The organism is Pseudomonas sp. KH_046_1 (assembly GCF_057839025.1).
The window spans coordinates 5,486,728-5,512,814 of record NZ_CM174481.1 but is presented as its reverse complement, the minus strand read 5'-3'; the positions used below and the strand labels follow the sequence as shown (position 1 = coordinate 5,512,814).

22 protein-coding genes are annotated in these 26,087 nt (G+C 58.8%); 9 read left to right on the top strand and 13 right to left on the bottom strand.

Features of this window, described 5'->3' with window-relative positions:
* Positions 1-12: 12 nt before the first annotated feature.
* The 6 genes from AC3IT9_RS25245 to AC3IT9_RS25220 form a co-directional block, all read right to left on the bottom strand.
* A complete protein-coding gene (locus AC3IT9_RS25245) occupies positions 13-717 on the bottom strand; it encodes a FadR/GntR family transcriptional regulator (RefSeq protein ID WP_151214217.1) in 705 nt (234 codons plus the stop codon).
* Between the two features lie 48 nt (positions 718-765).
* Positions 766-2,079, bottom strand: coding sequence for a C4-dicarboxylate transporter DctA (locus AC3IT9_RS25240; protein ID WP_150727017.1), 1,314 nt, complete (start codon positions 2,077-2,079; stop codon positions 766-768).
* Between the two features lie 211 nt (positions 2,080-2,290).
* Positions 2,291-2,863, bottom strand: a complete 573-nt coding sequence (locus AC3IT9_RS25235; protein WP_489271273.1) for a hypothetical protein — start codon at positions 2,861-2,863, stop codon at positions 2,291-2,293.
* Positions 2,864-3,050: 187 nt separating this feature from the next.
* Positions 3,051-3,605: a hypothetical protein gene (locus tag AC3IT9_RS25230; protein WP_489271272.1), complete on the bottom strand. Its 555-nt coding sequence runs from the start codon at positions 3,603-3,605 to the stop codon at positions 3,051-3,053.
* A gap of 275 nt (positions 3,606-3,880) precedes the next feature.
* On the bottom strand, positions 3,881-5,134 hold the full coding sequence (glyA, locus tag AC3IT9_RS25225; protein ID WP_489271271.1) for a serine hydroxymethyltransferase: 1,254 nt from the start codon (positions 5,132-5,134) through the stop codon (positions 3,881-3,883).
* 221 nt (positions 5,135-5,355) lie between these two features.
* A complete protein-coding gene (locus AC3IT9_RS25220; RefSeq protein ID WP_489271270.1) occupies positions 5,356-9,204 on the bottom strand; it encodes a sensor domain-containing protein in 3,849 nt (1,282 codons plus the stop codon).
* Between the two features lie 277 nt (positions 9,205-9,481).
* Here AC3IT9_RS25220 and ettA point away from each other — a divergent pair, with 277 nt between their 5' ends.
* Both ettA and gdhA read left to right on the top strand, forming a co-directional pair.
* Positions 9,482-11,146: an energy-dependent translational throttle protein EttA gene (gene ettA, locus AC3IT9_RS25215; protein WP_150727021.1), complete on the top strand. Its 1,665-nt coding sequence runs from the start codon at positions 9,482-9,484 to the stop codon at positions 11,144-11,146.
* A 373-nt stretch (positions 11,147-11,519) separates the two neighbouring features.
* Positions 11,520-12,857, top strand: coding sequence for an NADP-specific glutamate dehydrogenase (gdhA, locus tag AC3IT9_RS25210; RefSeq protein WP_489271269.1), 1,338 nt, complete (start codon positions 11,520-11,522; stop codon positions 12,855-12,857).
* 7 nt (positions 12,858-12,864) lie between these two features.
* On the opposite strand, the gene AC3IT9_RS25205 is transcribed toward gdhA, so the two are convergent.
* The 3 genes from AC3IT9_RS25205 to AC3IT9_RS25195 form a co-directional block, all read right to left on the bottom strand.
* Positions 12,865-13,359 (bottom strand): GreA/GreB family elongation factor, encoded by a 495-nt coding sequence (locus tag AC3IT9_RS25205; protein ID WP_150754982.1) that lies wholly within the window; start codon positions 13,357-13,359, stop codon positions 12,865-12,867.
* Between the two features lie 280 nt (positions 13,360-13,639).
* Positions 13,640-15,493 carry an Lnb N-terminal periplasmic domain-containing protein gene (locus AC3IT9_RS25200; protein WP_353741605.1) on the bottom strand — a complete coding sequence of 618 codons (1,854 nt, stop codon included), beginning with the start codon at positions 15,491-15,493 and terminating at the stop codon, positions 13,640-13,642.
* A gap of 93 nt (positions 15,494-15,586) precedes the next feature.
* Entirely contained in the window at positions 15,587-16,075 is a 489-nt protein-coding gene (locus AC3IT9_RS25195) for a DUF3015 domain-containing protein (RefSeq protein WP_150727025.1), read from the bottom strand.
* Between the two features lie 277 nt (positions 16,076-16,352).
* On the opposite strand from AC3IT9_RS25195, the gene AC3IT9_RS25190 reads away from it, so the two are divergent.
* Together AC3IT9_RS25190 and AC3IT9_RS25185 are read left to right on the top strand one after the other, a co-directional pair.
* Positions 16,353-18,791 (top strand): Lon protease family protein, encoded by a 2,439-nt coding sequence (locus AC3IT9_RS25190; protein ID WP_150754979.1) that lies wholly within the window; start codon positions 16,353-16,355, stop codon positions 18,789-18,791.
* 323 nt (positions 18,792-19,114) lie between these two features.
* Positions 19,115-19,456, top strand: coding sequence for a PA4575 family protein (locus AC3IT9_RS25185; RefSeq protein ID WP_046041767.1), 342 nt, complete (start codon positions 19,115-19,117; stop codon positions 19,454-19,456).
* Positions 19,457-19,462: 6 nt separating this feature from the next.
* On the opposite strand, the gene AC3IT9_RS25180 is transcribed toward AC3IT9_RS25185, so the two are convergent.
* A complete protein-coding gene (locus AC3IT9_RS25180) occupies positions 19,463-21,292 on the bottom strand; it encodes a hypothetical protein (protein WP_353741604.1) in 1,830 nt (609 codons plus the stop codon).
* A 171-nt stretch (positions 21,293-21,463) separates the two neighbouring features.
* On the opposite strand from AC3IT9_RS25180, the gene AC3IT9_RS25175 reads away from it, so the two are divergent.
* From AC3IT9_RS25175 to bamJ, 3 genes are all read left to right on the top strand, one after another.
* Positions 21,464-21,952: a TIGR00645 family protein gene (locus AC3IT9_RS25175; protein ID WP_150727027.1), complete on the top strand. Its 489-nt coding sequence runs from the start codon at positions 21,464-21,466 to the stop codon at positions 21,950-21,952.
* Positions 21,953-22,066: 114 nt separating this feature from the next.
* The gene (locus tag AC3IT9_RS25170) at positions 22,067-22,357 is read left to right on the top strand and encodes a DUF6482 family protein (RefSeq protein ID WP_150727028.1); all 291 of its coding nucleotides are present in this window, start codon (positions 22,067-22,069) and stop codon (positions 22,355-22,357) included.
* Between the two features lie 121 nt (positions 22,358-22,478).
* Entirely contained in the window at positions 22,479-23,096 is a 618-nt protein-coding gene (bamJ, locus tag AC3IT9_RS25165; RefSeq protein ID WP_008052058.1) for a BamJ family beta-barrel-assembly machinery protein, read from the top strand.
* 138 nt (positions 23,097-23,234) lie between these two features.
* Here bamJ and AC3IT9_RS25160 read toward each other — a convergent pair whose 3' ends face one another.
* The 3 genes from AC3IT9_RS25160 to AC3IT9_RS25150 form a co-directional block, all read right to left on the bottom strand.
* A complete protein-coding gene (locus AC3IT9_RS25160; RefSeq protein WP_489271268.1) occupies positions 23,235-23,492 on the bottom strand; it encodes a PA4570 family protein in 258 nt (85 codons plus the stop codon).
* Between the two features lie 205 nt (positions 23,493-23,697).
* Positions 23,698-24,039: a zinc ribbon domain-containing protein YjdM gene (locus AC3IT9_RS25155; RefSeq protein ID WP_020798653.1), complete on the bottom strand. Its 342-nt coding sequence runs from the start codon at positions 24,037-24,039 to the stop codon at positions 23,698-23,700.
* A gap of 203 nt (positions 24,040-24,242) precedes the next feature.
* Positions 24,243-25,211, bottom strand: coding sequence for a polyprenyl synthetase family protein (locus AC3IT9_RS25150; RefSeq protein WP_150727030.1), 969 nt, complete (start codon positions 25,209-25,211; stop codon positions 24,243-24,245).
* Positions 25,212-25,450: 239 nt separating this feature from the next.
* Between AC3IT9_RS25150 and rplU the strand changes: the two genes are divergently transcribed.
* Positions 25,451-25,765 (top strand): 50S ribosomal protein L21, encoded by a 315-nt coding sequence (gene rplU / locus AC3IT9_RS25145; protein ID WP_003176051.1) that lies wholly within the window; start codon positions 25,451-25,453, stop codon positions 25,763-25,765.
* A 35-nt stretch (positions 25,766-25,800) separates the two neighbouring features.
* The gene (gene rpmA / locus AC3IT9_RS25140; protein WP_003281574.1) at positions 25,801-26,058 is read left to right on the top strand and encodes a 50S ribosomal protein L27; all 258 of its coding nucleotides are present in this window, start codon (positions 25,801-25,803) and stop codon (positions 26,056-26,058) included.
* Positions 26,059-26,087 lie beyond the last annotated feature (29 nt).

Below are 26,087 nucleotides of genomic sequence, written 5' to 3'. Positions count from 1 at the left end.
TTCGAAGAGGTTTCAACTGCCGAGGTTGTCTTCCGGGATGTTCAGTTCAATACCCATGCGCTGGCCTTCGCGCAAAATGTGCCGACGCATCTCGGCGCTGGCCTGGGCGCTGTTCTTGCTGCGGATCGCCCGCACAACCGCTTCGTTTTCTTCAAGGCGCTCAGCCAGATGCTCCGGGGAGTTGCGCAACACTTCGGCGCTCTGTTTGAGGGCGTTGCTGGTCTGCTGGACCACGCTCTGGAAGATGGGGTTGGATGTGAGCGTGAACAATTCTTCGTGGAACGCGATGTAGGCATTCACGCCGGCTTCACTGTCGATGGCTTCCAGGGCTTCGCGCATGTCCATCAGGGTCAGGCGCAGTTGCCCGACTTCCTTGCTGCTGATGGACTGCGCCACGAGGCCGACGATGAACGGCTCGAGGGTGTAGCGCAGCTGCAGCACGTCTTCCAGGCTCGCTGCGGCCACTGCACTGTCATACGTCTGGCTGTCGATGAGATTGGCTTCGAGCACCACCACGCCTTTGCCCGGCATCGAACGCACCAGACCGAGGGTTTCCAGGACGATGACGGCTTCACGCAGGCTCGGACGGCTGATACCCAGCTGTTCGGCCAGTTCACGTTGCCCCGGCAGCATTTCGCCGGAGCGCCACTGACCTCGGGCCAAAGCGGCCCGAAGTTTTTCTACCACTGAGTTGACGACGGTTGATGAGGTAATCACTTGTTCGCTCCATGAGCCGTGCCTGCGGTCGGCAGGCACGGCGGTCATTCAGAATTCTTTGGCTGCCGCTTGAGCAACCGGTTTTCGCGGCTGGAAGGTATAACCCGCCTGGCCGGAAAGTACCTTGTTCGCCCGCTGCACATCGATGTCCTTTTCCCACCGCGCAATGGCGACGGTCGCCACGCAGTTGCCGATCAGGTTGGTCAGCGCCCGGCCGATGCCCATGAACCAGTCCACGGCCAACACCAGCACCAGACCCACCACCGGAATGGCCGGAATGGCTGTCAGGGTGGCCGCCAGAATCACCAGTGCCGAGCCCGGAATGCCGTGGGCCCCCTTGGAGGTGATCAGCGATACCAACAGAATCGTCAACAGGTCGGTCATTGCCAGCGGCGTGCCGGTGGCATTGGCGATGAACACGATGGCCAGGGTCAGGTAGATCGAGAAACCGTCGAGGTTGAACGAGTAACCCGTTGGAATCACCAGCCCGACCGTTGAACTGCCGATGCCCAGGTGCTCAAGCTTGCGCATGATTTGTGGCAGCACAGCGTCGGACGAAGCGGTGCCCATGACGATCAGCAGTTCTTCGCGCAGGTACTTGAGCAACGGCCACATCTTCAAGCCGGAGAGGCGCATCACCAAGCCGAGAATCAGCGTCACGAAGGCCACGCAGGTCAGGTAAAACAGGCCGACGAGGCTGCCCAGGTGCTGCAGCGAGTCCAGGCCATATTTGCTGGTGGTGAAGGCGATCGCACCGAATACACCGATCGGCGCCAGGCGCACGATCATGCCCATGATGCGGAAGATCACGTGGCTGAGCTCATTGATCAGCCGCGAAATACCCGATGCCGCCTCACCCACCAGATTCAGCGCACTGCCGAACAGCACGGAGAACAGCAGGACCTGCAGGATGTTGTTATCGGCAAAGGCACCGATCACCGACGTCGGAATCAGGTCCATCAGGAACTGTGTGGTGGTGTGCATGTGCTGGCTGCGCTGGGCAATGTCGCCCATGTCGGCTGCTGAAAGCTGTTCCAGGTGAATGTTTGCGCCGCTGCCGATACCGGTGCTGAAGGCGAACACCAACCCGATCACCAGGGCGATGGTGGTCAGGATTTCAAAGTAGATCACCGATTTGAGGCCGATACGGCCGACCTTCTTCAGGTCGCCGGCACCGCTGATGCCGCTGACCACTACGCAAAACACAATCAAGCCAATGAGCATTTTGATCAGCTTGATAAAACCGTCACCGAGCGGTTTGAGCTGAGCGGAGTATTCGGGAAGGGTCAGCCCGCAGACGATGCCGAGCACCAGTCCGAGAACCACTTGGAGGAAGATTGAACGCGAGCACCATCTGAGCATGGGAGGAATCCTGGTCGGTGTCCTGGTTGCCGTGTGCGGAGCACATCAGATTCAGGACTTAATTATTGTGGTCTTACCGGTATGTCCAGTGCAGGCGCAGTCTACGCTCGTTTTTTTCGAGATGACAAGGGGAAATGGAAAAATTGGCATGACCGGTCTTACCAGTTTGCCTGTGGACTGATGCAATGCGTGAGCCGTTCTGGGCGCTCTGTCAGATTTCGTCCGGATAACCCAGAAAGGAGGCGTTTCGCTCGATGATTCTCAACTTGAATACCACGCCTTCTTCAAGGATCTCGGCCAGATAGCTGTAAGGCGCTCCATCGCGGCGAATGGCGCCGATACGCCCCGAACTGCGAGCCTTGAGTCGAACTCGCTGGATATCACCGTCCATGTCTTCCAGCGTTATGATCCGGTTTTGCAGGCTCAGCAAATTGAAGGATGTGGTATCGCCGCCGGCCGGAAGAAATGCACCCAGCACCCCGGCAAGGTCCTTGCTTATGCAATGCCCTGTGTAAGTGGTATGTGAGCGGATATAGAGGTGGTAATAGTTTTCTGTGCAGCGAAAGTAAATGATTAGTGGCGCAGGGTTTTTTACCTCTCGAAGGGAGAGGCTGCCGAGCAAGTGAGAGTCATCGTGTTCTCTCGACGCACCGGTAAAAAAACCGCCCGAGAAAAGTGTGTCGTGCCGGATCGCGGGAGTGCCATGCAGCGCTCCCAGGAAATCCACTTGTCGCTCGTCAAGTTCCAGTGTCGCAATGAAAGATTTCTGCCTGTTTGTAGTCATGAGTTCATCCTTGAATTTGTAGGGGGAAGTTGATTGTCAGAGCGGATTACCACTTATTTAGTTATTAACAATGCCAATGCCCAAGCGCGTTGGGGCATTGGCTTGAATCTTTAAGGCTTAAGGCACAAAGTAATTAAACTGTCGGTGGTAAAGCCGGATGTCGGAAGTTGTGGGGTGTCAGATATGTTCAGTGTCCGTTGGAGGTGGAGCGTTTGATAATGTTCAGGTTAAAGATTGCCAAGCGCCCGCCTCGGTTAGGGTAATCGGTAATGACTGGGAAACTGGGGAGCTCTCCATAGGTGCAAACTTTCCTATGTTGTGGGCCGCTATAAAGCAGGAAATAACCGCCTTCAAGTGGAATATCATCCAGCTTTATGACAGCGCCGTTATTGTCTTTGATACGGAAATAAGTGGGATCGTCTCCTTCAAAAACAGACCAGTTTCGCAGTTCTCCCTCCATGCTGACCGTGTTGGCGAACTCTCCATTGCTACCCTGGATTTTGATGATGTAGACGCCGTCGTAATATTCGAAGAGGAATAGCTCAGGCGTGAGGCCCTCATCGAATGTCAGAAGGTCAGTGATCGAGCCAGATTCAAGTTTACTTTGGTAGTAGTTGCGCAGTTCCTCAGTTGTCTGTGGGTCATCCAGATTTTTTTGAATGGCCCGTCGATACAAGACTACGGGTTTGTTATCAATGGAAAGTGTGGCGGTAAAAGATTGCTGTGGGTCTGGGTTGTTCATGCTTGACGTGTTCCTTGGTTTGGTTGTTGGTTGTTGAGAAATGTATGTTGGTGAGTGTTGATTGGTGTGTTAGTGGTTGTTGTGTGTGTTGTGTAATTAAAGTAGCAGCTCAGTTGTCGTTGTTGTCTTTTTTTGGAAGGGTTGTTGTTTCAAGTTTTTAAGTGTTGAGGTCAAGAGCGTCGCGAAAGAAGTATTCAGGTAGGGTGTCAGCTTTCTTGTGGGCGAAAAAAAACCGGCACAAGTGCCGGTTTTTTACTGCGGTTTAGCGGGGCGGATTAAGCGCCGTATACCGGCAGCTTCTTGCAGATAGCCTTGACCTTCTCGCGAACGGCGTCGATCACCGCTTCGTTGTTCAGGTCAGCCAGGATGTCGCAGATCCAGCCGGCCAGTTCCTTGCACTCTGCTTCCTTGAAGCCACGGGTGGTCACAGCCGGAGTGCCGAAGCGCAGACCGGAGGTGACGAACGGGGAACGTGGGTCGTTTGGTACGGAGTTTTTGTTCACGGTGATGAACGCTTTGCCCAGAGCGGCATCGGCGTCTTTACCGGAGATTTCCTGCTTGATCAGCGACAGCAGGAACAGGTGGTTTTCAGTACCGCCGGAAACCACGTCGAAACCGCGCTCGATGAACACGCTGGCCATGGTCTGGGCGTTTTTCACCACTTGTTGCTGGTAAGCCTTGAACTCAGGCTGCAGCGCTTCCTTGAAGCAGATTGCCTTGGCTGCGATCACGTGCTCCAGCGGGCCACCCTGGGCACCCGGGAATACCGCGGAGTTCAGCTTCTTCTCGATGTCGGCGTTGGCGCGAGCCAGGATCAGGCCGCCACGTGGACCGCGCAGGGTCTTGTGGGTGGTGGTGGTCACCACGTCAGCGAATGGAACCGGGTTCGGGTAGACGCCAGCGGCGACCAGACCGGCCACGTGGGCCATGTCGACGAACAGGTAGGCACCTACCTTGTCGGCGATTGCACGGAAGCGCGGGAAGTCAAGGATCTGCGAGTAGGCAGAGAAACCGGCCACGATCATTTTTGGCTTGTGCTCAACGGCCAGGCGCTCGACTTCGTCGTAGTCGATCAGGCCATTGGCGTCGATGCCGTACTGAACAGCGTTGTACAGCTTACCGGAGGAGGAAACGCTGGCACCGTGGGTCAGGTGACCACCGTGGGCCAGGCTCATGCCCAGGATGGTGTCGCCAGCCGACAACAGGGCCAGGTAAACGGCGCTGTTGGCTTGCGAGCCGGCGTGCGGCTGAACGTTGGCGTAATCGGCGCCGAACAGCTCTTTTGCTCGATCAATTGCAAGCTGCTCGACGATGTCGACGTACTCGCAACCGCCGTAGTAGCGCTTGCCCGGGTAGCCTTCGGCGTACTTGTTCGTCAGTACCGAGCCTTGAGCTTCCATCACCGCTGGGCTGGTGTAGTTTTCCGAAGCGATCAGCTCGATGTGTTCTTCCTGGCGCTGAGCTTCTTGCTCCATGGCGGCAAAAAGGTCGGCGTCGTACTTGGCAATGGTCAAATCACGGCTGAACATGGCGGTCCTCAGGGATCGGGGGCGGAAAAGGGGGGCATTCTAACCCAATGGGTTTTAGATGGCATATGAAACGGCATCATGTCGCAGACAAGTGGTGTTCATGCGTGGGATTTTCAGTGTTTGTGGCGAGGGAGCTTGCTCCCGCTGGGCTGCGAAGCGGCCCCAAATCTTGCGAGCGCTACGCACTCGAGCGGGAGCAAGCTCTCTCGCCACAAGAGCGCTTAGTCAAGCATGAACAACGCATCATTACTGAACTGCGTCTCAAACCGACTCGCCGGCATCGGTCGGCCGAATAGATACCCCTGAACCTCATCGCAACCGTGCTCCCTCAGGAAATCAAGCTGCTCATGGGTTTCCACGCCTTCGGCAATCACCGCCAGGTTGAGGCTGTGGGCCATGGCAATGATTGCCCGGGCAATTTGTGCGTCCTGCTCGCCGCTGGGCAGGCCATCGACGAAGGTGCGGTCGATCTTCAGCACGTCGATGGGAAATTGCTTGAGGTAGTTCAGGGATGAGTAACCGGTGCCAAAGTCATCCACCGCAATGCTCAGCCCAAGATTTTTCAGCCCGGCGAGAATCTGCATCGCCTCGCTGACTTCGCGCATCAGGATACTTTCGGTGAGTTCCAGTTCCAGGCACGCCGGCGGCAGGCCGGTTTCCTTGAGGATGGTGGCGATCCGCGTGCCGAGCTGACCATCGGAGAACTGCCGCGCCGAGATGTTCACCGACACTTTCGGCACGCGTACCCCGGCCTGATGCCAGGCCTTGAGTTGACGGCAGGCCTCGCGGATCACCCAGTCGCCGACATCCACCACCAGCCCGAGCTCTTCGAGCACCGGAATGAAATCCCCCGGCGGCACCAGGCCGCGGCGTGGATGACGCCAGCGCAGCAGCGCCTCGGCACCGGTCAGACGCTTGCCGTCGCCGCTTAACTGCGGCTGGTAATACAGCACGAATTCGTTCTGTTCCAGGGCATGGCGCAAGTCGCTTTCCAGCTCCAGACGCTCCAGCGCACTGGCGTTCATGTCCGCCTGATAGAACTGGAAGTTGTTTTTGCCGCGCTCCTTGGCGTGGTACATCGCGGTGTCGGCATTCTTCATCAGCTGGCTGAGTTCGTTGCCGTCCTGCGGGCTCAGGGCGATACCGATACTGGCCGTGACGAAGAACTCGCGGCCTTCGAGCACGAACGGTTTCACCAGGCTGGCGAGAATCTGTTCGGCCACATGGATCGCCCGGTTCAGGGCGATTTCACGGTTGGCTCGCGGTTGCAGGAGCAAAGTGAATTCGTCACCGCCCATGCGTGCCACGGTGTCGTCATCGTCGACGCAACCGAGCAGGCGCGTGGCCATTTCCTTAAGCATGCGGTCGCCGGCGGCGTGGCCCAGGGAGTCGTTGATCGGCTTGAAGCGATCGAGGTCGAGGAACATCAGCACTACCCACGACTTCTGCCGTTCGGCGGATTGCAACGCCGTGTGCAGACGATCCTGGAACAGTGAGCGGTTGGGCAGGTGGGTCAGGGCGTCGTAGTAGGCGAGGCGGTGAATCCGCTGCTCGCTGGCCTTGCGCTCGCTGATGTCGCTGAAGAAACACACATAACTGGCCAGGTCACCTTCGTCGTCGAGTACGGCGGTGATCCCGACCCAGGCCGGGTAGTGCTCGCCATTACGGCGCTTGAGCCAGACTTCGCCTTCCCAGGTGCTGTGCTGGCCCAATTGCTTGAGCACGTAACGCAGATGGGTTTCCTGCTGCTCGTCGACGGTCAGCATGTTCGGCAACTGGTCGAGGACCTGCTCCACGGCATAGCCGCTGACACGGCTGAAGGCTTCGTTGGCCTGGACGATGTAGCCGGCCGGGTCGGTGATCAGGATCGCCGAGGTCGAGTGTTCGAATACCGTGGCGGCCATGCGCAGGTCTTTTTCGGCCCGGCGTTGCTGGCTGATGTCGCGGCCGACGCCGAGCACGCCTTCGAACGTGCCGTGTTCGTCCCAGACCAATACCAGGCGCAGTTCGATCGGGATCTTGCGCCCGTCGGCCCGCAGGCAATCGAACAGGAACAGTTGGGTTTGCACCTGGCTGCGTAACAGCGCCAGTTGGCCCGGTTGATCCAGCGCTTTGCTGACCCGGTCCATCAGGTGGTAGATGCCGGTCAGTTGTTGCGGGTTGGCGATGGTCGATTGCCAGCCGTTCTGGAAAATCCACTCGGCGTCGTAACCCAGCACCGCTTGCACCGAAGGGCTGACGTAATTGAGGTTGAGGCGACTGTCGGTGGAGAAGATCACGTCGCTGATGCTTTCGGCTAGCATCCGGTAGCGCTGCTCGCTGTCGCGCAGGGATTCGCTGGCTTCGATCTGGTCGGTGATGTCCTTGGCCACGCCGATGATTCGCGTGACCTGATCGTCCTTGTCCCGCGCCAGTGCCTGCTCGCGAATCTCGAAGCGTCGCCACTGGCCGTCCCGATGGCGGAAGCGCAACTGGCACTGCATCAACTGGCGATAACCGGCCTGGCGCTGGACCTGGCGGGAGCGGTGGTAATAGTCGGCGTCTTCGGGGTGCAGGAGGATTTCCCAGAAGTATTCGCCCATCTGGTGCAGTTCGGTGCGGTTGTAACCCAGTGTCTGGCCCAGATGGTGGTTGCTGTAGATCATGCGCTGGCTGATCACATCCTGCACATACAGGTGATCCGGCACGGTGCGCACCACGTCCGACCAAAAACCTTCGCGTTCCTGCAGCGACAGTTCGATGAGCTTGCGGCTGGTGATGTCGGTGATGCTCAGGATCACCGCTTTATAGTCGTCCGTTGCTTGCGGCAGGCGCAGCACCAGCCACAGGTGCTGGTCGCGACCGCTGGCATCCTGCAGTTTGATTTCCAGCTCAAGCTGTTGCTGCTGGTTGAGCACCGCGTCGAGTACCTGGTTGCCGATGGCGGTGCCGTGCTGCGGATGGCCATCGATCAGCAGTTGCCAGGCTTTGTCGGCGCTATCGACATTGAGCAGTTGCAGCGCGACCTGGTTGACCTCGGTGATCCGCAGTTCCTTGAGCAATTGCCGGCGTTGTTCCGGGATCGCCAGCCACGCTTGCAGTTGTTCGCTGCCCTGCAGTTGTGCCTTGTCGAAAAAAACCTTGAGCCCGGACATGTCGAGGACACATAAAGCCACGCCGGTGCCTTCGAAAATATCCTGATAACGCCGGCGGCCTTCGCTCAATTGGCGCTGACGTCGGCGCGTGTTCAGCAAGGCGATGAACGGCAGCATGGAAAACGCCAGGCCCAGCAGGCATTTGCCGATGAACGCCGGCAGCAACTCTTCCAGCACGCGCTGACGGTCGAACAAGCCGCGCAGTTGCCAATCGCTGCTGCTCAGCGCAACGGTCAGCACGCTGTTGGCGACATCATCCGCGGTCAGCGTGCCCGGATTGACCGAGGGCAGCGCTTCGTCGCGGCTGATGATCTGATGATTGATGCGGTTCTCCACCAGCCACAACGGGCGGCGGACGGCTTCGCTTTGCTTGGTCAAGGACGAAAAGAAAGTGGGTGTCAGGCGCAAGACCCAATAGCCTCGGGAACTGCCGCTGGCCTGATGCAACAATAAATGCACCACGGAACCGTCGGTGGCGTTGCTGAAGTAGTGCGTCTGGGCGTGGCTGCGGCGTACCAGTTCACCCAGGTAGTCGCTGTCATCGCTGTCGGGAGCGCTGTCACTGATGACTCTTCCCGAGGGGCTGAGCAACGCCAGGCTGCGTAGATCCGGCAGCGACTGTTGCAGCTTGCGCAGCAGGGCCTGCAGTTCATCGGCGCCTTGCGGTTGTTCGACGATCGGCAACAGGTTGAGGGCGATCTGCGCGTTGAGCGCCATGTTCAGGCTGACCTGCGCGGCCAGATCGGCGGTGTAGTCGATGGTGTACTGACGCTGGTTCTTCTGGGTTTCCCGTAACTGGTCGAGCAACTGCCAGAACAGCAGGGCCAGCAGCAATAATGCGAGTGTCGCCAAGGTGCCCTTCAAGGTCCCGCGCAAGGGGGAGCCGGGCGCTGTGGCCGGCGCGCTGGAAGTCAGAGGCGGAGGGACTTTGGACAAGCTGTCATCCTGCGGTTTGGCTGGACTGGCGCGACGTGCACTATAAGCCGGACGCCCGAAGGGCGGCTAGCATGCCTTGAGTTGTGGCGAAGTGCCAGCCCCTGTCCGTCGGCTGGACTGCCACCGGTCATTAAGGTAGCTTTGCCGGTTACGCGGGAGCGTTCCAGCTCCTAGACTCAGACTTTTTCAGCGTCGCCTCTTACGGACGACGCGCACGGTCTGGCCCGGGCATCGCCTGCGCTCCAATCATTCATCTGTCACTGACCCAAGGTTCTCCATGGCTCAATACGTATTCACCATGCATCGGCTGGGCAAAGTTGTTCCGCCGAAGCGGGAAATCCTGAAAAACATTTCTCTGTCGTTCTTCCCCGGCGCCAAGATCGGCGTGCTCGGCCTCAACGGTTCGGGTAAGTCCACGCTGCTGAAAATCATGGCTGGCGTTGACACCGAATTCGACGGCGAAGCCCGCCCGATGCCGGAGCTGAACATCGGTTATCTGCCGCAAGAGCCGATCCTGGACCCGACCAAAACTGTGCGTGAAGTGGTAGAGGAAGCGGTCAGCGTGATCAAGAACGCCCAGGCGCGCCTGGACGAGGTCTACGCGGCTTACGCTGAAGAAGACGCCGACTTCGACAAACTGGCTGCCGAACAGGCCAAGCTCGAAGCCATCCTGCAAGCCAGCGACGGTCACAACCTCGATCGTCAGCTGGAAGTCGCCGCCGACGCGCTGCGCCTGCCAGCCTGGGATGCCAAGGTCGAAGTCCTCTCCGGTGGTGAAAAACGTCGCGTGGCCCTGTGCCGTCTGCTGCTGTCCGCCCCGGACATGCTGCTGCTCGACGAACCGACCAACCACCTGGACGCCGACTCCGTTGCGTGGCTCGAGCACTTCCTGCACGACTTCCCGGGTACCGTGGTCGCGATCACGCACGACCGTTACTTCCTGGACAACGTTGCCGGCTGGATCCTGGAACTCGACCGCGGCGCGGGCATTCCTTACGAGGGCAACTATTCGGGTTGGCTGGAAGCCAAGTCCGATCGTCTGGCTGCCGAATCCAAGCAGCAGTCGGCTCACGAAAAAGCCATGAAGGAAGAACTGGAGTGGGTGCGCAAAGGCGCCAAGGCCCGCCAGTCGAAATCCAAGGCTCGTCTGCAACGCTTCGAAGAAATGCAGTCGCAGGAATTCCAGAAACGCAGCGAAACCAACGAGATCTACATCCCGGCCGGTCCACGCTTGGGCGACAAGGTCATCGAGTTCAAGAACGTCACCAAGGGCTATGGCGACCGCGTGCTGATCGACAATCTGTCGTTCGCCATGCCTAAAGGCGCCATCGTCGGCGTGATCGGCGGTAACGGTGCCGGTAAGTCGACCCTGTTCCGCATGCTGATGGGCAAGGAAACGCCGGATTCGGGCAGCATCGAAGTCGGTGAAACCGTGCAGCTTGCTTGCGTCGACCAGAGCCGTGAGGACCTGGACGGCAGCAAGACCGTGTTCCAGCAGATCTCCGACGGTTCCGACCAGATCCGCATCGGTAACTACGAGATCCCGTCGCGTACTTACGTCGGTCGCTTCAACTTCAAGGGTGGCGATCAGCAGAAGTTCGTCAAGGACCTGTCTGGTGGTGAGCGCGGTCGCTTGCACCTGGCCCTGACCCTGAAGGAGGGCGGCAACGTCCTGCTGCTCGACGAACCGTCCAACGACCTCGACGTTGAAACCCTGCGTTCCCTGGAAGAGGCCCTGCTGGACTTCCCGGGCGCCGCCATTGTGATCTCCCACGACCGGTGGTTCCTTGACCGCGTCGCGACTCACATCCTGGCGTACGAAGACGACTCGCAAGCGGTGTTCTTCGAAGGTAACTACACCGAGTACGAAGCCGACCGTAGAAAGCGCCTCGGCGAAGCGGCTGCCCAGCCGCATCGTGTACGCCACAAGAAACTGGCCTGATTTCAGGTTGGTTGCATAAAGAGCGGAGCCTTCGGGCTCCGTTTTTTTGTGCGCGTTTTTCAATGACACCGAGCCGCGCCATTCGCGAGCAAGCCCGCTCCCACAGGGTTTTGTGGAGGCCACAAATCTCAATTCAGCAGAGGATCCCCTGTGGGAGCGGGCTTGCTCGCGAAGGCGGTGTTCCTGATGGTGCATTACTCGAATGGTGAGTCCCTATTCGGGTGCAGAATCAGACAAGAAAACAGACTTATTTATATCCCGTGCACCATTTAATTTCATAAATGCGACATTCTGCGCTGTTCTTGTGCGTGAATCGTTTGTTACAGTCCGGCTCAATCTCCTCCAACGACAATAAATTTGCCGAGACTTTTCCATGATCGAATCCGTCGAATCCTTCCTTGCGCGCCTGAAAAAACGCGACCCGGACCAACCCGAATTCCACCAGGCTGTCGAAGAAGTCCTGCGTACCCTGTGGCCGTTTCTTGAAGCCAATCCGCATTACCTGACCTCCGGCATCCTGGAGCGCATCTGCGAGCCGGAGCGGGCGGTGGTGTTTCGCGTGTCGTGGGTCGACGATCAGGGCCAGGTCCAGGTCAATCGCGGATTCCGCATCCAGATGAACAGCGCAATCGGCCCGTACAAGGGCGGCCTGCGTTTCCACCCGTCGGTAAACATGGGCGTGCTGAAATTCCTCGCCTTCGAACAGACCTTCAAAAACTCCCTGACTTCATTGCCCATGGGCGGCGGCAAGGGTGGTTCGGACTTTGACCCCAAAGGCAAAAGCGACGCGGAAGTCATGCGCTTCTGCCAGGCCTTCATGAGCGAGTTGTACCGCCACATCGGTGCCGACGTTGACGTGCCGGCCGGGGACATCGGTGTCGGCGCGCGGGAGATCGGTTTCCTGTTCGGCCAGTACAAGCGCCTGAGCAACCAGTTCACCAGCGTGATGACCGGCAAAGGCCCAAGCTACGGCGGCAGCCTGATTCGCCCTGAAGCCACCGGTTTCGGTTGCGTGTACTTCGCCGAAGAAATGCTCAAGCGCCGCGGTTTGGCAGTCGAGGGCAAGCGAGTGGCAATCTCCGGTTCCGGCAACGTTGCGCAATACGCGGCGCGCAAGGTCATGGACCTGGGCGGCAAGGTGATTTCGCTGTCCGACTCCGAGGGTACGTTGTATTGCGAAAGCGGTTTGACCGAGGAGCAATGGCTGGCGGTTCTGGAGCTGAAAAACGTACAGCGCGGGCGCATCCGTGAACTGGCCGGCCGTTTTGGCCTGGAGTTCCGCGCCGGTGAGCTGCCATGGAGCCTGAGCTGCGACATCGCGCTGCCGTGCGCAACGCAGAACGAACTGGATGCCGAAGCTGCTCGCACCTTGCTGCGCAACGGCTGCATCTGCGTGGCCGAAGGCGCGAACATGCCGACGACCCTCGAGGCGGTGGACCTGTTCATCGAAGCCGACATTCTGTTCGCGCCGGGCAAGGCATCCAACGCCGGTGGTGTGGCGGTGAGCGGGCTGGAGATGTCGCAGAACGCCATGCGCCTGGCGTGGACCGGTGGCGAAGTGGACAGCAAGCTGCACGCGATCATGCAGTCGATTCACCACGCTTGCGTGCATTACGGCGATGAGAATGGCCGGGTCAATTACGTCAAGGGCGCGAACATCGCCGGTTTCGTCAAGGTTGCCGATGCCATGCTGGCCCAAGGCGTCGTTTAGGCGAAGCCTACGCCGGTTCGATACGGATCACTTCTATCAGTTGATCCCCGGCGGGGCGCTGCCACAGCACTTCGTCGTTGAGTCGTGCACCGAGCAGTGCCCGACCCAGCGGCGAACTCCAGTTGATCAGGCCGTGGGCGGCATCGGCCTGATCTTCGCCCACCAGTTGTACCCGGCGTTCGGTGGCATGTTCGTCGGCGTAAGTCACCCAACTGCCGATTTGCACTTTCTCGGTCGAGGTCGCAGCGAGTACGACCTGAGCGCTGCCCAGGCGTTGCTTGAAGTAACGCAAATCACGTTCGAGATCGGCCAGGCGCTGTTTGTCCGCCTGCTCGCCTTTTGCCGATTGCTCGGCATGCAGGGTTTGCAGTTCGGCGACTTTTCCCTGCAACAGGTCCAGGCCTTGCGGCGTGACGTAATTGGGCTGCGCACTGACCTGCCGTTCTACAGGCTGATCGGCTTGCGAGGCGGCGTTATCTTCATTGACGAAGGCACGGCTCATGGAATTCTCCCGGTATAGGGTTTTGGCCATGGTCGCAGGCATTTGGTTTCAGCAAATGTCTGAAAGCGACTTACGGCGAGCGATAGGCCCGTGCGGCGTCCTGATCCTTCTGCTGCCAGGCTTTGTCCCGTTCCTCCAGATGACTGTTGCGTTCATCCCCGCGGTCCTGGATACGCCGCCCATAGTGAAAGTCTAGAAGTGGATTCGTCGGGTGTATGTGAAGGGGGGGCATGCATTTTGTCGAACGCCACATAACCCCTGTGGGAGCGTTGCATTCGGGTCAGTAGTGATACCACTTCAGCTCCAGCATCACTTCGTTCTCGGCCGTCGCCAAATGGCTGAACTCGCGCTGGGCGCTCAAGCGCAGGCCGAGATTGCGGGATATTTCCCACTGCTGATTCAGGCTCAGGCTACGACGCACTTCACCATTGGTGAAGAAATCGCCCTTGGCTTCCAGGCTCAAATTGCCCAGCGGGTTTTTCCACAGCACACCACTGTTGAAGCCGGCGGCCGGGACAATAAATGCGGCGAAGTCGTTGTTGTGCTCGATACGCACGGTGCCCAGGGCAAAGCCGAGCGTGTCGTCGCCCAGTTGCCAGGTGCCACCGCCCCCGCCGTTGACGTGGCTGACCAGGGTTTGGTCATCATGCTTGCCCGGCACCCGCTCCAGACCACCGGTGACTTGCCATGACAGCGGTTGCAGCAACTTGTTGCGCGGGGTAAGGGAACGAATGGTTGCCAGGTCCAGTTGCTGCACTTGCCATTCGTTGCCTTCGTACTGGCGCAGTTTCAATTGCAGGATTTCGATCTGCGCGCCAAGGGGAAAGCTTTCGTTGTTGTCATTGAGGTCGTGATAAGCCATGCGCAAGCCGTACTCGCCAAAGGCTTTATCTCCACGGGTGCCGAGGCCGAGCTGCCAGGTGCGGGACTCGTGACCGTCCTCAGGCAGGCCCGGTTGCGGGATATCCAGCTCCGGCGCCGGGTTCTGGTTGATTGCCCGCAGCAGTTCGAAGCTGCGCTGGGCGCGCGCCGGGTCGCGCTCCTGACCGTTGGCGCGGTAACGCTCCAGGCGATAGGCCGCATCGATGATCAGCGCCTGGCGGTCGCGGGGTTGAGCCTTGAAGGCCGGGTCTTGCAATTGTTTCTGATCGGCGCTGACTTTCAGCACCCATTGCTGTTCTTCAGGGTTCAACGGCTCGGCGCGACTGAGCAGTTCGCGCTCCCGGGACGGGCGATACTGGATCGATTCCACCAGCCCGGCCTCTTTCACGGCTTTGACGGTGTCGGTCGGGATGGCGGTGAGCGGGAATTGCTCGGTCAGGCGCAAGCCCGGGCGGGCCACTTGCAGCAGTTCCAGCAAGCGGTACGAGCAGTTCTCGTCGAAGAAGAAATAGTCGAACTTGATCTGCTTCAGCTCCCAGACGTGCTCGACCATGCGCGCGGTTTCCTGTTGGGTCAGGTTCAGGCGGTACTCCCACAGGTCGCGGTTTTCCAGGCTGCGGTATTCCGAGAGTTTTTCCTGGTAGGGCACCATCGCGAACAGACCGGGATAGCCGCCCATCAGGCCTTTCCAGGCATAGATGATGCTGTTGTCCGAGCCCTCGATGTAGGCGCCGAAGTTGATCGCGTAACTGAGCAGCGAAGTCTTGTCGCTCTTCACTTCGGCCTGGTCGATGCGCAGCAGGGTATGGCCGAACATCGAGGACGGACTGTTCAGGTAAGCCGCCGGGAAGATCATCACCGCGCTGTCGGGCGAGACGTCCTTGAACCATTGCTTGAACCCGGCGCAGTCCGGCGTCGGCAGGCCGGCCAGGCCGAGTTGTTCTTTCAGCCAGCGGGTGCGGGCAGGGTAGACGCATTGAGCGTGTGTTTCACCGGCACTGGCCGGGGCGTACAAGGCTTGTACAGTCGCCGCCAGTTCATGGTCCGGATGTTCATTGCCGTCAGCGGCGAGGAAAAATTTCCGGTCGCTGACATAGCTGCGCCAGCCACCTGGCTTGGCGGTTTCGTAATGGCCCAGGGATATCCAGAAAGGGTCGTTGGCCAGTTGCTGCAAACGTTGTGGGTCGATCTGAGGCGCGGCGGACAGCGGGGCGCAGGCACACAGCGCCAGCCAGGCAAGGCGTTTGAGCATAGATGGCAACTTAAATACTTGAGAAAAAGACCCAAAAAGAGGCAGGTCCAAAAAACAAAACCCGCTTCCCGAAAGAAGCGGGTCGGGTCGAGCTTAAGCTTGAGTTGCGTACTTGGCCAGACGAGGGTCGGCTTTGAGCACGGCCAGGGTGTTGGTATGCACGTCTTCGGCAGTCACGTCAGCCTTGCTGAAGATCTGCTGGAAGTGCTCGTGAGTGACGGCGGCGAAGTGCGCACGGTCTTCCGGCGCCACTCCCAGCACCACGGCATAGGTGGTCAGCGCTTCGCCCTGACCCTTGGCCATGTCTTCGGACAGCTCGTTCATCATGCCATTCATGGCAAACCAGGATTTGCCGCCATAGGTCAGCGACGAATTGGTCGCGCAACCGTTGGTGCCGGAGGTCATGCCGAAGGTTGCGTTGCCGGAGGTGCCGTTGGTGGTGGATGCCAGGAAGTGAGCCGGAGTACCACGCTGGCCTTCGAACAGCATGTTGCCCCAACCGCAATCCGGGCCGCCTGGCGCCTGAGCCATGGCGTTGATGGATACAGCAGTGAAGAGAGTACCGAGAAGAATCCGTTTCATAGCTTTGTTCTCTTTATGTGCCTACCAATGGACAAGGAGTCTGGCCCGTCTGGTGCCAGTGGGCCGGTCATTAGTCCAGCCGCGCAGTTTGGAGTTTAGGCACGATCACGGGGTTCCGTGATTTTTTGCAAAACATTCATGGGAAACGGCAGCGCAGGCCCGGCCCGCCTGGGGTTGGTGGGTTGTCGATGCTCAGGCCTGCGGCGCTCCTTGCCAGTCGGGCATGGGCGGCGCCAGAATGCTGTCATCTGCCCCGCCTGATTGTTAAGGAAGCCCGATGCCTGATCCTGTTGCTGCCAGCTTGCGTCTAGCGCCCGAAGCGCTGACCCGTCCGTTTTCCGCTGAACAGTTCAGCTTCTCTACCACCAATGATCTGGAGCCCTTTCGCGGTGTGCTTGGCCAGGAACGTGCGGTCGAAGCCTTGCAGTTCGGTGTGGCCATGCCACGCCCCGGTTACAACGTATTTGTCATGGGCGAGCCCGGCACTGGCCGGTTCTCGTTCGTCAAACGCTACCTCAAGGCCGAAGGCAAGCGCCTGCAGACCCCGGCGGACTGGGTCTACGTCAACAATTTCGATGAGCCGCGCGAACCACGTGCTTTGGAATTGCCGTCGGGCACTGCCGGTAACTTCATTGGAGATATCAACGGTCTGATCGACAACCTGCTGGCGACCTTTCCGGCAGTCTTCGAGCATCCGTCCTACCAGCAGAAGAAAAGCGCCATCGACCGCGCCTTCAACCAGCGCTACGACAAGGCCCTGGACGTCATCGAGCGTCTGGCACTGGAAAAGGACGTCGCGCTGTACCGCGACGCCAGCAATATCGCCTTCACCCCAATGGGCGACGGCAAGGCGTTGGACGAAGCTGAATTCGCACAATTGCCGGAAGCCGAGCGCGAGCGCTTCCACGAGGATATTTCGGTACTGGAGGAGCGCCTGAACGAAGAACTCGCCAGCCTGCCACAATGGAAGCGTGAGTCGAGCAACCAACTGCGTCATCTGAACGAAGAAACCATCACTCTGGCCTTGCAGCCATTGTTGTCGCCATTGTCGGAGAAGTACGCCGAGAACGCGGCGGTATGCGGTTATTTGCAAGCCATGCAGGTGTACTTGCTCAAGACCGTGGTCGAGCAATTGGTGGACGACAGCAAGATCGACGCTGTCGCCCGCAAGTTGCTGGAAGAACAATACGCGCCGAGCCTGGTGGTTGGTCATTCGGCCAGCGGGGGTGCGCCGGTGGTGTTCGAGCCGCACCCGACCTACGAAAATCTTTTCGGTCGCATTGAATACAGCACCGATCAAGGCGCGCTGTACACCACCTATCGGCAGCTGCGGCCGGGTGCCTTGCACCGGGCCAACGGTGGTTTCCTGATCCTTGAAGCGGACAAAATGCTCAGCGAGCCGTTCGTGTGGGACGCGCTGAAACGCGCCCTGCAATCGCGCAAGCTGAAAATGGAATCGCCGCTGGGTGAACTGGGCCGTCTGGCCACCGTGACCCTGACACCGCAACACATTCCGTTGCAGGTCAAGGTCGTCATCATCGGTGCCCGTCAGCTGTATTACACGCTGCAAGACCTCGATCCGGACTTCCAGGAAATGTTCCGCGTCCTGGTGGATTTCGACGAAGACATCCCGATGGTCGACGAGAGCCTGGAGCAGTTTGCCCAGTTGCTCAAAACCCGTACTTCCGAAGAAGGCATGGCTCCGCTGACCGCCGATGCGGTGGCACGCCTGGCGACCTACAGCGCGCGTCTGGCCGAGCACCAGGGGCGCTTGTCGGCGCGTATCGGGGACTTGTTCCAACTGGTCAGCGAGGCGGATTTCATTCGTCACCTGGCAGGCGATGAAATGACCGACGCGGGGCACATCGAGCGTGCGCTCAAGGCCAAGGCCACGCGGACCGGGCGGGTTTCGGCGCGGATTCTCGATGACATGCTGGCCGGGATCATCCTGATCGACACCGCGGGCGCGGCGGTCGGCAAGTGCAACGGCTTGACGGTGCTGGAAGTCGGTGACTCGGCCTTTGGTATTCCGGCGCGGATTTCCGCCACGGTATACCCGGGCGGCAGCGGCATTGTCGACATCGAGCGCGAGGTCAACCTCGGCCAGCCTATCCACTCCAAAGGCGTGATGATCCTTACCGGTTATCTGGGCAGTCGTTACGCCCAGGAGTTTCCGCTGGCGATTTCCGCGAGCATCGCCCTGGAGCAATCCTATGGTTATGTCGATGGCGACAGTGCTTCCCTGGGCGAGGCCTGCACCCTGATCTCGGCCTTGTCGAAAACCCCGCTCAAGCAGTGCTTTGCCATCACCGGTTCGATCAACCAGTTCGGCGAAGTGCAGGCGGTCGGCGGAGTCAACGAAAAGATCGAGGGCTTCTTCCGTCTGTGCGAAGCCCGCGGGTTGACCGGCGAGCAGGGGGCAATCATTCCTCACGCCAACGTCGCCACGCTGATGCTCGACGAGAAGGTGCTGGCGGCGGTGCGTGCGGGGCAGTTCCATGTCTACGCGGTCCGTCAGGCCGACGAAGCCTTGAGTTTGCTGGTCGGCGAGCCGGCCGGCGAGCCGGACGAGAATGGCGCGTTCCCTGAAGGCAGCGTGAATGCGCGGGTCGTGGAGCGCCTGCGGGTTATCGCGGAAATGATCAGTGAAGATGATCTGAAGGAAGCCGAGAAGGAGTTGGCGCAAGAGGCGTTGGCGGAAACCAAGCCGGCTTGATGCGCACTTGAACTAACTCACACCGCTCTACTGTGGGAGCGAGCCTGCTCGCGATGAGGAACTGACATTCAACCCATGTGTTGACTGACGGTCCGCCTTCGCGAGCAGGCTCGCTCCCACATTTTTATGTATGTATTGCCGAAAAAGCGTCATCGAAATGACGTCAATATTCACGCTGTGACCATTCGGCGCCTTTCGGTCTCGCCTCGGCCTGCAAGGCAGACTTTTCTTCTATTCTCAGCTCAAGGATATCGATAGTAATCACAGGATCGAAACAGCCTTCCCATGGGGGCTGAATACCGGATCTACCGAGGGTCGCCGCCATGTCGCGCAACCTCTGCCTCACCCGTCAATGCCTGGGCCTTGTGACCCGTATCGAGTGTTCCATCCGTCCATTGGCGGGAGATACGGGCATGTGGACTCTGCTGTTCGCCGCTGGAATGGCCGGTGAACAGCCTTCGGCCATCAAGGCCCAAGGCCCGTTTCACGGTCCATTCGTCGCTGAATCAATCCTCGACACCATCGTTGAAAGCCTGACCTTGCACGGCTACGAGTTGGCCGACGATCCGCAAATCTGGTGCCTGCATCTGCAAGCCCAGCTGCGGGAAATCAACGGTGGTCGCTGCCGGAACATGGGCGGCTTCGAGTTTCACCCCGAGCACTGAGTCGCACTATTGATCAAGGCGCGTCATGTCGGCCTTGTCGAGTTTGACCTCGAAACCATATTGCACGGTGTCGAGGTCAGTGCGCTGATAGGTTTCCAGGCGCGTAGGCTGCCCGTAGAAGTAATGCACGGCAAACTGCGCCGGACCTTGTGCGCTCGCGTCGTGACTGACCGATAGAATCTCCTTCAAGTAATTACCGCTGTCGTCCTTGGCGAAAAAGCGCCAGTCCTGGGCGGGAAATGCCTTCAGGTCCACCACCAGTGCGTTGTCCTTGAGCGCGAGGCCTTTGGGCATTTGACGGGCATCGACGGTTTTCTTTTCGACCGTGGCCAGGAACAGCGGCATGGAGCCCACTGCATAGGCTGGGGTTTGCGGAAACAGATTCAGATCGTAAGTGATGGTGCCGCGCAGAGGGTCAATCTGGTACGCCTCTGGTGGCAGTTCGATCGGTTCGTCGCGTTTGCCAGCAGCGTCTTCGGTAAAGAAACTCACCGGACTTTCACCGGGGTTGAACGAGGTGCCGAGCAGTTCATCGTTAAAGGTGCGCAGGTGAGTGAACTCGATTCGCGCAGCGCTGGGGTCGTCGACCGACTGACTGATGTTGACGTTCTTTTTCAGTTGCTCCTCACTCAGCGTTGCTCCTTTCAGCCAGCCCACCGCCTGGTCGTCATAGACCACCACGGGCAGGTTCAAGGGCTGGATGGACTTGGCCGTGGTATTGGCATCGAAACGCCGGATCGGAAGGTCGAGGTTCTTTCGGGTGGCCGTGACGGCGGAAAAATCCAGCATGCTGACTTCGAGGGTTTCGATCGTCCCGTTGAAGTACACCTTCGAATAATGTCGAGCCTGCTGTTTCTCAAAGTTGCGTTGTTCTTCGTCGAGCTGTTTTTCCAGGGCCTCGCTCCAGCTCTTCTGCTGCTGCATCTTGGCCAGCTGCTGCTGATAGAAGGCAATTTGTACCGAGGTTTCATTGATTGAGCCGGCGCGCGAGATAAATTGCCCGGTGCTGTCTTTGGCCTGGACGATCAGCGGGTTCAGCGGTGTATCACTGACTTCAGGGGCCAGCGGCGCGCTGTTGTTGTATTCGATTTCCGCGTAGTTGTTCGTCAATGTGAGCAGGGTGACGCTCAGGTTGTCATTGGTGCGGGTCTGGCCTACGTCCTTTTTCGTCAGGTCGAAGCTGTAGAGGCGGCGTGGTGCGATGACTTCGACTTTGCCTTGCAGGCTCACCGGTTGCGGTTGCTGCTTTCGGTCGATGTCGAGGCCTTCGATGAAGGGGTAGGCCAAGGTCAGGTCATCGGGGTTTGTCAGGTTGGAGCTCGATGGGCTGAGCTGAATGCCGGGGTCGGTTTCCGACCATTCCGGCTGGAATGGAATCACTCGTTTGTTGCTTAGCGTGACCGACTGCCATTCCAGGCCGTGGGGAAACAAAAACGCGGCAGGAACGCTGAAAGTGAAGGGGAACACTGGCTGCAGATCGGTCAGGTAGTCGGAGCCGGAGTCCTTTTGCAGCACGAACAACCCGTTGATGTAGGTATCGACCAGAGCCTGCGGGGTCGGGTAGTGCTTGAGCATGGCGAGGGCGTCTTCGCCGTATTCGGTTTCCACCGGTTTACTGTCGAGCTTGAGTTGCGCGCGTTCGAGCAGCAACAGTGAGCCGCCCAGCTCTGACACGGCATCCTTGAGCTTCGGATCCTGTATGGCGTCCAGCGATTTTTCGAACAGCGCGGTTTTTTCTTCGAGGCTGAGCTGGCGCTTTTCATCGCTGGGTGAGCAGCCGCTCAGCAGCAGCGCCAGGAAAATTCCGGCACTCGTCAAAGGCAATCGCACATCCATTTCCAGTCTTCCTGTCCGACATCGCTGAGCAGTCAATGATTTGGACACTAGCAGAAAAACTTTGATACACAGGCGCAGGTGGCGGATTTTTCGACGGTTTCTGGCTGCTTCTGGGTATAGACGGGTGGCTGGTATACTCGCGGCCATTTTCAGACCAACATGTGAGATTCAATGGAACGCTTTATCGAAAATACAATGTACGCCTCGCGCTGGCTGCTGGCGCCGATCTATTTCGGCCTGTCCCTCGGGCTGTTGGCGCTGGCACTGAAATTCTTCCAGGAAGTCTTCCACGTCATCCCAAACGTGTTTTCGATGGCCGAATCGGACTTGATCCTGGTGCTGCTGTCACTGATCGACATGGCGCTGGTGGGCGGTTTGCTGGTGATGGTGATGATTTCCGGCTACGAGAACTTCGTCTCGCAACTGGACATCGACGACAGCAAGGAAAAGCTCAACTGGCTGGGCACCATGGACTCTTCGTCGCTGAAGATGAAAGTGGCCGCGTCGATCGTGGCGATCTCGTCCATTCACCTGCTGCGCATCTTCATGGACGCCAAGAACGTTGATCCTGAACATCTGCAGTGGTACGTGATCATCCACATGACCTTCGTGATCTCGGCATTTGCCATGGGTTACCTGGATAAACTCACCAAGCACTGATTTCAACTTCCATTGCGGGTTGCAAACCAGACGGGCGGCGTCGTTTGTGGCTTGTGCTTTGATGCGCTGAAGCCTATCCCTGTAAAGAGGCTCGCTACTGCGTGAGGTGCGCTCATGAACCTGCAAGAGTTGAATGCGTATGCCATCGCCGGGAAGGTGGACGAGCTGAACCTGATCTCGATGGAGGGCGGCATCTACCTGCTGGAGGCGCGGATGCATGGCACGGCGTATCCCTTGAGCGATACGCACGGGCACATGATGAGCCTGCGTTCGGTGGAGCATGCCCGCGATGTGCTGCGCTCCTTTCCCAAGTTGCACTTCAACCTCGTGCACACGGTCGTGCATGACGAAATGTGTGGGTTGGTTGCCGATGTCGAGGAAAACCTGAAGGTGCCGATCGCCTGACGTCCCTCATCAGTGGCATGACATCTGTGCTAGTCTGCTGGCCCTTTTGGTTCCGGGCGCTCCGGGACGCGCTGTGCACGCATGGCAAGTTCCCGAGCCGTCCGCACAGCGGAGCAGTGTCATGTCCGAAGTAAATCTGTCCACCGACGAAACCCGCGTCAGCTACGGTATTGGCCGTCAGCTGGGCGATCAACTGCGCGACAACCCGCCACCGGGCGTAAGCCTGGACGCGATCCTGGCAGGTCTGACCGACGCATTCGCCGGCAAGCCAAGCCGTGTGGGCCAGGAAGAAATGTCCGCCAGCTTCAAAGTCATCCGCGAAATCATGCAGGCCGAAGCTGCAGCCAAGGCTGAAGCGGCTGCTGGCGAAGGCCTGGCCTTCCTGGCTGAAAACGCCAAGCGTGACGGCATCACCACTCTGGCTTCCGGCCTGCAGTTCGAAGTGCTGACCGCTGGCGAAGGCGCCAAGCCATCCCGTGAAGACTCCGTGCGTACTCACTACCACGGCACCCTGATCGATGGCACTGTGTTCGACAGCTCCTACGAGCGCGGCGAGCCTGCAGAATTCCCGGTCGGCGGCGTGATCGCCGGCTGGACCGAAGCCCTGCAACTGATGAACGCCGGCAGCAAATGGCGCCTGTACGTGCCGAGCGAACTGGCTTACGGCGCTCAAGGCGTTGGCAGTATCCCGCCGCACAGCGTACTGGTGTTCGACGTCGAGTTGCTTGACGTTCTGTAATACCCGCTGATTACCTGTACCTGTAGGAGCGAGCTTGCTCGCGATGGGCGTCAACGATTACGCGGCCATTCTGAATGAACGCGGTGTCTTGGAGTTTTTCGCGAGCATGCTCGCTCCTACAGTGTTTTGCAGCGTTTCTCATATCTCGATCTTATGGTTCAGATCGTGCGACGGGCGCAACGCCCGGGCATAGCAGAACAGAAACAGATTACGCACCAGTTCCTTGAGCACCACCGGCTCGCTGGAACTCAGGCCATTGAGGTCAAGATCACCCTGGTCCTGCAGTTCGCTCAAGGCTTCCTCTTCCAGCACCGCACAGACTTCCCCGGTTTCCCGATGCAGGATCCTGAGGTAAGGGTGTGGGCGGTCCAGCCAGGCATCGATCAAATAAGTCATGGTTCTCATCTCCACTGAGGGGTTTTATGAGAATAATTCCTATTCAATAAATAGCAAGGGCCTATTGGCGGTTTGCGCTTTTTTCCGGGTAAAGATTGCGTCAGGTCAAAACGACTGGCGTTTGGCTATTGCGAGGATTTACTGGGCGAAACGGGGGAGGGTGATGCGCCATCCCACGCCGGGCGCGGGATGGACAACAGCAGGTTCAGACTTTTCTGACGAACTCGGACTTGAGTTTCATCGGGCCGATGCCGTCGATCTTGCAATCGATGTCGTGATCGCCATCGCACAGGCGGATGTTCTTGACCTTGGTGCCGACCTTGACCACCAAAGACGTACCCTTGACCTTGAGGTCCTTGATCACGGTGATGGTGTCGCCGTCCTGCAGGACGTTGCCGACCGAATCCTTTTTCACTGCGTCATCGGACACAGCTTCGGCCTCACCGCTGGCGGACCATTCGTGGGCGCACTCGGGGCAGATCAGCTGGGCGCCGTCTTCATAGGTGTATTCGGAATTGCATTTTGGGCAGGGTGGCAACGTGCTCACTAAGGCTCCTTGGATTCAGGATCGCTAAAAAGCGCACATTGTATAGGGTTTTAGGAGGAAGAGGGCACAGCGCAGGAAAACCTGTGGGGAACAAACCTGTGGGAGCGAGCCTGCTCGCGATGGCGGTGTGTCAGTCAACATCACAGTCGACTATCAGATCGCAATCGCGAGCAAGCTCGCTCCCACAGGGTTTTGCAGTGTTGTCAGTGCGTACGCGCGACCGCGAACTCACTCAGTTCAACCAGTGCATCGCGATATTCGCTGGCAGGCAGCGCTTCGAGGCACTTGATCGCGCGGGCCACATAGTCACGGGCCAGTTGCGCGGTGTAATCCAGCGAGCCCGAGGCTTCCACGGCTTCGCGGATGCTTTCCAGATCTTCAATTCCGCCTTTCTGGATCGCTTTGCGTACCAGGGCGGCCTGTTCCGGCGTACCTTCGCGCATGGTGTAGATCAGCGGCAGGGTCGGCTTGCCTTCGGCCAGATCGTCACCGACGTTCTTGCCCAGGGTTTCGGCGTCGCCTTTGTAATCGAGCAGGTCGTCGACCAGCTGGAAGGCCACGCCCAGGTGATCACCGAAAGTACGCAGGGCTTCGGCCTGTTCCGGCGAGGCTTCGCACAGGGCTGCAGCACTGTGGGTCGAGGCTTCGAAGAGCATCGCGGTCTTGCCGCGGATGACTTCCATGTAGGTTTCTTCGGTGGTGCTGGCGTCACGAACCTTCGACAGCTGCAACACTTCGCCTTCAGCGATGATGCGCGTGGCTTGCGAAAGGATCTTCATCACTGGCATCGAGCCCAGCTCGACCATCATTTCGAAGGAGCGCGAATACAGGAAATCACCCACCAGCACGCTTGGCGCGTTGCCCCACATGGCGTTGGCGGTCGAGCGGCCACGGCGCATGCCGGACATGTCGACCACATCGTCATGCAGCAGGGTAGCGGTGTGCAAAAACTCGATGGTCGCGGCCAGCAGGCGCAGGTCATCGCCTTCGCGACCCAGGGCCTTGCCACACAGCAGCACCAATAAAGGACGCAGGCGTTTACCGCCGGCCGAGGTGATGTAATCGCCGATTTTCGATACAAGCGGCACGCGCGAAGTCAGCTGCTTCTTGATGATGCCGTCGACGGCGCTAAAATCGTCCGCCACCGCGCGGTAGAAAGCTTGGGGTTGCATCAGCGACAGTCGCTCCAGAAGGGTTGCGCGGCATGCTAGGACCCGCGTCCGGGCCTGTCAAGGCGCGATGGACGGCCCCTTGCAAGGCGCTCGTGCCTTGCGTACAATCGCGCACCCTGAACTTCCTGGGCAGCACCTGCCTTACGCAATTGCAAGCGGGCCTCCAGCCCCATGCAGCCATGCCAGCCAATACCTCTTCTTATAAAGAGCTGGGTGAGCAGGATTATCGGAGAAATACCATGTCTTATGCAGTAATCGTTACTGGCGGCAAGCAGTACAAAGTCGCCCCAGGTGAATACCTGAAGATCGAAAAACTGGAAATCGCTACCGGCGAATCCGTTACCTTTGATCGCGTTCTGTTGGTTGCCAACGGTGACGACGTGAATATCGGCGCTCCAGTTGTTGCTGGCGCTACCGTTGTGGCTGAAGTGATCTCCCAAGGTCGTCACGATAAAGTCCGCATCATCAAGTTCCGTCGCCGTAAGCACCACATGAAGCGTATGGGCCACCGCCAGTGGTACACCGAGATCAAAATCACCGGTATTCAGGCTTAATTACAGCCTAATTCCTCACTAGGAGAATTGAACTCATGGCACACAAAAAAGCTGGTGGTAGTACCCGTAACGGTCGCGACTCAGAAGCCAAACGCCTTGGCGTGAAGATGTATGGCGGCCAGGCTATCAAAGCAGGCAACATCATCGTGCGTCAGCGCGGCACCCAATTCCACGCTGGCTACGGCGTTGGCATGGGTAAAGATCACACCCTCTTCGCTAAAGTCGAAGGCGTGATCAAGTTCGAAGTAAAAGGCGCCTTCGGTCGTCGTTACGTGAGCGTAGTCGCAGCTTAATTGCGCGATCGCTGGAAAAGCCCTGTCTC